A 1022-nucleotide genomic window follows, 5' to 3' on the forward strand; every position below is an offset into this window, starting at 1 on the left:
ATTGGACGAAAAGTGACCGAAAAATCATGTACGGAGAGCTTTTTCGACCGGTTCTCCGTGTTAAACGCGAACCTCACCCATACCCATGAGCTGTTTTCGAACCCTCCACAGGTTTGCCAGGGCGAACAGCGTGGTCAACTGAGCCGTGTTTTTCATCAGCCCACGAAAACGTATTTTCACGTAACCAAACTGCCGCTTGATCACGCGAAACGGATGCTCGACCTTGGCCCGTGTCTGAGCCTTGCAGAACTCGATCTTGCGCTTGGCTTTGTACAGTACGCTGCGCTGGTTCAGCTTGGAATAGGTGCTGCGACGCGCTGCAATCTGCCAGATCACCCCCCGATTTTCATGCTCTTCGCGCCTTTCGACACCGGTGTAACCGGCATCTGCATACACGGCGTTTTCTTCGCCATGCAGCAGTTCAGCCACCTACGTGACATCGGCCACATTGGCAGCGGTGCCATGGACGTGATGCACCAGGCCGGACTCGACATCGGCACCGATGTGCGCCTTCATCCCGAAGAAATACTGACCGCCTTTCTTGGTCTGGTGCATCTCGGGATCACGCTTGCCTTCTTTATTTTTGGTCGAGCTGGGGGCATGAATAATGGTGGCATCGACGATGGTGCCTTGGCGCAGCGACAGGCCTTTTTCCTGCAGATAACCATTGATGACCGCAAGGATTGCCGGTGCGAGCTGATGCTTCTCCAGCAAGTGCCGGAAGTTCATGATCGTGGTGTCTTCGGGGATTGGCGCGCTCAGCGTCAGGCGTGCGAACTGGCGCATGGGCGTGATTTCGTAGAGCGCTTCTTCCATGGCCGGGTCGCTCAGGGAGAACCAGTTCTGCAACAGATGGATGCGCAGCATGGTTTCCAGAGGATAGGGTTTTCTACCGCCGCCGGCCTTGGGGTAGAACGGTTCGATCAGCTCCAGCAGGCCTGCCCAGGGCACCACCTGATCCATTTCGGCGAGGAAGCGCTCTCGGCGGGTTTGCTTGCGCTTGCCGGCGTACTCAAAGTCGG

1 pseudogene is annotated in these 1022 nt (G+C 56.7%); it reads right to left on the reverse strand.

The features are described 5' to 3' along the window. Positions 1 to 60: 60 nt before the first annotated feature. Positions 61 to 1022 (reverse strand): annotated as a pseudogene (locus ACGLHT_RS29975) (IS5-like element ISPa41 family transposase); the annotation flags it as partial.

This window comes from Pseudomonas sp. PsB (assembly GCF_043658375.1).
GTDB classification, from domain to species: Bacteria; Pseudomonadota; Gammaproteobacteria; order Pseudomonadales; family Pseudomonadaceae; genus Aquipseudomonas; species Aquipseudomonas putida_Z.